Here is a 5,042-nt window from a genome sequence, read left to right as displayed (position 1 = left end):
CTTAGCATCTAAAATTTTATAAGAAAGTTTAAAAAGCGACTTTAAAGGAAAAGGGGGTTTCTTCCCGTTTAAAATTGTATAATCCGCAATAAAATGAAGATTTTCCTTTAATTGACCTCTATCCCTGAAAAGTAACCCCATCGGGGTATCGAGAAGTATCCCCGATGTATCAAAGTGACTTAAATTCCCGGAGCTAAAATCTGCCTCATACGTTATCATGCTCCTTTCAAGGTCTAAGAACCTCTTTCCTGTAAACACATCATGTCTCTGAGGTGACTCCTTAATAACCTTTTCTATGAATCCCTTTTCTCCTGAAGAATGTCCAATAACCTCCGGCATATCTATGAATCCCCTTTTATAGAGGGCAAGCAGTGCATCATTCATCGTGACCATACCTTCATTCTTTGAAACATCCATTATTGAATATATCTGATGAATCTTCTCTTCTTTAATGAGATTTTTTATAGCTGGATTGACCTTCATAATTTCAACAGCACAAACAAAACCTCTTCCATCTATCCTTCTCACCAGTTGCTGGGAGATAACGCCCTTAAGTACCTGTGAAATCAAAAGCCTGATTTTATTCTTCTCGCCTTCAGGGAAAAAATCGACTATTCTGTTAATAGTCTGAGAAACGTTTATCGTATGGAGGGTTGAAAATACAAGGTGTCCTGTCTCAGCCATTTCCAGGGCTGCCCTCATCGAATCCACATCCCTTATCTCATGAACAACTATTACATCAGAATCTTCCCTTAATACCCTTCTAAGGGCCTCATGGGCTGATTTTGTATCCCTCCCAACCTCCCTCTGGCTTATTATCGATTTTACAGGGCTAAAATGAAACTCAATGGGGTCTTCGATTGTCACAATATGGCATGCCCTCTCCCTGTTGATAATATCTATCAAGGATGCAAGGGTGGTAGACTTCCCGCTTCCAGTAGGACCTGTAATAAGAATAAGTCCATCACTTAATTGTGTAAATTCCTTCAATGAATCCGGAAGACCAAGGGTGTCAAAGTCCGGAACAGTAGCAGGGATTGGTCTCATTACAAGGCTCAGGCTCCCTCTCTTGAAGAAGGCATTTATCCTGAACCTCCCGAACTGCTCCAGTTCATAACTATAGTCAAGCTCTTTCTCATTCATAAATCTTGCGTAAAGCCAGTCAGTTGTAGTGGCTTTCAATATATTTTTTACTTCTTCCTCTCCCAATATGGCATCTCCGAGTTTTAAGATACCTTTCTTGTTCCCTAAAGGCGGAGAACCAGGAAAGAGAAAAATGGTTTGAACCCCTTGAGAAATACCCGTTTCAACGATTTTTTGTAGATTGACCTTCTTCAAGAACCCTTAACCTCTCAGTAATTTTATTTCTCTCCTCTTTCGTTCCTGAGCCCTCGTTCAGATAAGCCCTGTAATATCTCACTGCTTCAGTGGGCTGGTTCAGCTCATCCTTGGAAATTGCATAAGAGAGGTAAAGGGCTGGGTTCTTAATCCCTTTTCGAAGAATTGCTTCGAGGAATCGTGACGCTTCCTGCAACCTTCTTTCACCTCTTAAATGTGCGGAGAGATTCAGATATGGTTCTACGCTTCCTGCGTCAAGTTCTATTGATTTCCTGAAATACTCCTCAGCGAGTTTTTTATCACCCTCACTCATCATAATAAGCCCTATATTATTGTATGCCTTTGCATAATCCCTTTTATATTCGAGAATCTTTTTAAAATAAAAAAGTGCCTCTTTTGTATTCCCTTCGTTCGTAACAATTACACCGAGGTTGTTAAGCGCCTCAATATGGTCAGGACGTTCCGCCAATATGCTGAGGTAAAGTCTCTTTGCCTCATTTAACCTACCCATCTGTGTTTCTTTTAATGCCTCATTGTAAATAAGGTCGAGCTTTCTCTCATCCACCTTGCCCGCTTTGAGGCCTGCATCTTGCCTCTGTCCCTCAGGTGCAGGCTCCTTCCTGGGTGCAGGGGTTTTTTGCTTCACACGTTTAGCTATTATTTTCTTCTCAACAACTTCCTTCTTAACGACTTCGGTTTTCTGGACAGCAACCTTTATTTCTTCCTTTGGTTTTGCCATTTCAGTCTTTATTAGAGTCTTTGCAGACTCAGCTTTCTTTTCTATACTTTCAACTTTCGCCTCAATCTTTTTTGCTTCTATTGTTACAGGTTTTGCCTTTGGTGGTTCAGGCTTCACAATAACCTTTACATAAAGATACCCTACAACAGAAGCAACAACCACAATAAGGATACCATAAACAACCCATCTTGGCTTTTGACCCGGATTTTTAAATGTATAGGTAGTCTTTGTGGTTGTTTGCTTCCTTTCCTGCTGTGCCTTCTTAAGGGCATCGAGGATTATACTCATTTTACTCCTTCAACGCCGTGAATGATCTTTGGTGTTAAAAATATGATGAGTTCAGCGCTTTGAGTTTTTTCCGTATTTGATCGAAAAAGAAAACCTAATAAAGGAATAGAACCGAAACCCGGTACACTCTTCTCATCTTGATATTTTATCTCGTATATAAGACCAGCAATAATGACTGTTTCGCCGTCTTTTACTCTTACAATAGTATCCGTTTCTCTTGTTGATATAAGGGGAACTGTACCAAGAGAGAGGGGGTTAGGCGAACGAACAGAACCATCTTTAGTTGAATAGATAGGATGTATGCTGAGGATAATGTTACCTTCGTTATCGATTTGTGGAATGACATCGAGGACTACTCCAATATTCACAAATCTTGGGCTATAGGTAGCTATTGTCCCCGCCCCGCCAGTACTAGATTGTGATTCTTCAAAATATACGTCCTGTGTTGTTGATTTGATGACTGCCCTCTGGTTGTTCAATGTTTTAATCTTTGGGTTTGCGAGCACTCTCGTTTCACCTTGTGTTTTTAAAAGTTCAATAAAGGTATTTGTAATGTTTAATTCTCCTGAGGAGGTTGAGCCAACATAAAAACGAAAATATTCGGTATAGTCGCCTAAGAAAGTTGCAGGTGTTGGAAAGTTTTGCCTACCGCTGATTCTTGCCAAACTTCCAATTCTCGAATTGATGAATTCCCAGTTTACACCTTGCCTTGAACCCTCAGATAATCTTACTTCGACAATCTTTGCCTCGATAACAATTTGCCTATGCATAGTCCCTTCAAGGCTCTCTAAAAACATAGATACACGTTGTAAGTTTTTTGGATAGTCCGTTATCATTATTGTAAATGTTTGCCGATTGATAACAGGTTTTCCGTCGGCAGACAATATGGCCTTTAAATTATCTTCAAGACTTTTCCACAGATCTGATTCGGTTTCACTTTTTACCTCAAGAGTCTTCTCTTCTGAAGTGGTTGTTCCTGCTGTACCCGATGTGCTGGAAGATCCCCCGCCTTTCCATGTAACAGTACTCATTGAGGTCTTCTTTAAAGCAAGATAATTAATAGTAAATATTTTCGTTTCTACCTTTGGCTTGGAAACATAGATTGTCTTATCATCAATCTTGTACGCATAGTTCAAGGGCTCAAGGATATATTCGAGTGCCTTTTCGAGCGTCACACCCTTCAAATCAACGGTGCATGTCCCCTTCACATCTGGTTCCATGACGACGTTGTAATTAATCTGCTTTGAGATAGCCCTCAGTATGTCCTTGACATCCGCCTCCCTGAAAGAGAAAGAAAAAAGTTCCTTTGATTTAAACACCTCAACACCTTTTTCTTTTTCCATTTGCAAGGATACAGGGCTCGCAATATCAACGGGTTTTACAACCTTAGGAGGCTCTGCTGCCTTCTCCACATGGGCACATGACGAAAACACACACATTACTGTAATTAAAATCCATCTATTCCTCATTTCCCCCTCTCAGTACTTTTCGTTTTTGTTAAGTCCTCAGGAGCAGTATCTTCAATATTCATTAAATTTAGTACCCTCTTTGAACCATTTTTTTTAGTGAGAACAACCCTGTCTACCCCTATCTCCTGTACCTTTTCGTCACCCACCAAATCACCCTTCTTTACTACTTCATGGTCTATTATCGCAATCCTTTCATTTCCCCTCTCAAGAATAGCAACAAGTTTAAAGGTCGTCTGCAACTCACGTCTTTTTTCTGTCTTGACTTTGGGAAGCAAAAAGGGATCCCTTTCCCACGTAACATCAATCTTTTCCAGCTGCGCCCTGACTTCCGGTTTAACCTCCTGCATTTTTGCGGCTGGTTGAGGAACCGCTACAGGAGCAGTTGCGGCTGGTGCGGCTGGAGGCACTGGAGCTACTCTCGCCGGGGGTTTCTTTTTACCTGTGAAAAAAAAGATATATCCAGCCAGTAGTATCGCTATTACAAGTGCTATGAGTACAGGCTTACTTACCTTCAAATGCCTTCCCCTTCATTGCTTTAAATTCAACCACATATTTCCCTGTCAGAATAGGGTATTCTTTCTCATCATACGAGATTTGAGCCTTCTGAATTCCTCTATAAACCATTTTATTCCCGAGTTCCTCTAAAAATTTTCCTGTTTCGAGAAATCCTCCCTTTATTTCAATCTCAAAAACAGGGTTTATAAGCTGAGATTTTTGTTCAGTTCCAATAGAGGTAAACACACTGCTAAAACGTTCAATAGCAATTCCCCTGTCCCTTGCCAGCTTCATTACCTCTCTCATGAAATCCGAAAATCTTTCAAGGTCTGGCGCCTGGGTCTTGAACTCACTAAGCGATTGCCTACACTGGGCCTGCTTATTTACAAGCTCAACCATGTCTTTTATTGAGGTGTCTACCTTCTGGTCTTCCTGTTTAATATTTAAAATCTCTTTGCCCCTATTTTTAATATGTGAGGAAAATGGCATATAGAACAGTAAAACCCATGCTACAATCAGGGCTATTGGCAGTCCATACCACAGATAGATACTCTTAAACTTCATATCTTAAACACCTTGCTGTAATTGAAAATTCTATCACCTTTTTCCCTTTTATTGTTTTTATCTCCTTGCTCACTACATCCACGTTCTGCATAAACCCGGACTTTTTGAGGGTAATTATAAAATTAAAAAGGGTTACCTCAAGCGCATCA

General features: G+C 40.4%; 5 protein-coding genes. All 5 read right to left on the bottom strand.

The window, feature by feature from the left end:
- The coding region (locus NTU69_11935; GenBank protein ID MCX5804217.1) for a PilT/PilU family type 4a pilus ATPase at nt 1–1,338 on the bottom strand (1,338 nt) is incomplete at its 3' end.
- Nucleotides 1,307–2,365: a tetratricopeptide repeat protein gene (locus tag NTU69_11930; GenBank protein MCX5804216.1), complete on the bottom strand. Its 1,059-nt coding sequence runs from the start codon at nt 2,363–2,365 to the stop codon at nt 1,307–1,309. The genes NTU69_11935 and NTU69_11930, both read right to left, overlap by 32 nt.
- Nucleotides 2,362–3,834, bottom strand: coding sequence for a secretin N-terminal domain-containing protein (locus NTU69_11925; GenBank protein MCX5804215.1), 1,473 nt, complete (start codon nt 3,832–3,834; stop codon nt 2,362–2,364). The genes NTU69_11930 and NTU69_11925 overlap by 4 nt, the downstream gene beginning before the upstream one ends.
- A complete protein-coding gene (locus NTU69_11920; GenBank protein MCX5804214.1) occupies nt 3,831–4,349 on the bottom strand; it encodes a hypothetical protein in 519 nt (172 codons plus the stop codon). Before NTU69_11920 ends, NTU69_11925 begins: the two co-directional genes overlap by 4 nt.
- Nucleotides 4,336–4,893 (bottom strand): hypothetical protein, encoded by a 558-nt coding sequence (locus NTU69_11915; protein MCX5804213.1) that lies wholly within the window; start codon nt 4,891–4,893, stop codon nt 4,336–4,338. Before NTU69_11915 ends, NTU69_11920 begins: the two co-directional genes overlap by 14 nt.
- Nucleotides 4,894–5,042 lie beyond the last annotated feature (149 nt).

It is taken from the genome of Pseudomonadota bacterium (assembly GCA_026388215.1).
GTDB lineage: Bacteria > Desulfobacterota > Syntrophorhabdia > Syntrophorhabdales > Syntrophorhabdaceae > JAPLKF01.
The sequence above is the reverse complement of the archived record's forward strand: the minus strand, read 5'-3'. Positions and strand labels throughout refer to the sequence as shown.

Excerpts from the sequence above, each read along its gene's own strand:
- NTU69_11930 (MCX5804216.1), bottom strand. The coding sequence starts at position 2,365 with ATGAGTATAATCCTCGATGCCCTTAAGAAGGCACAGCAGGAAAGGAAG.
- NTU69_11915 (MCX5804213.1), bottom strand. The coding sequence starts at position 4,893 with ATGAAGTTTAAGAGTATCTATCTGTGGTATGGACTGCCAATAGCCCTG.
- NTU69_11925 (MCX5804215.1), bottom strand. The coding sequence starts at position 3,834 with ATGAGGAATAGATGGATTTTAATTACAGTAATGTGTGTGTTTTCGTCA.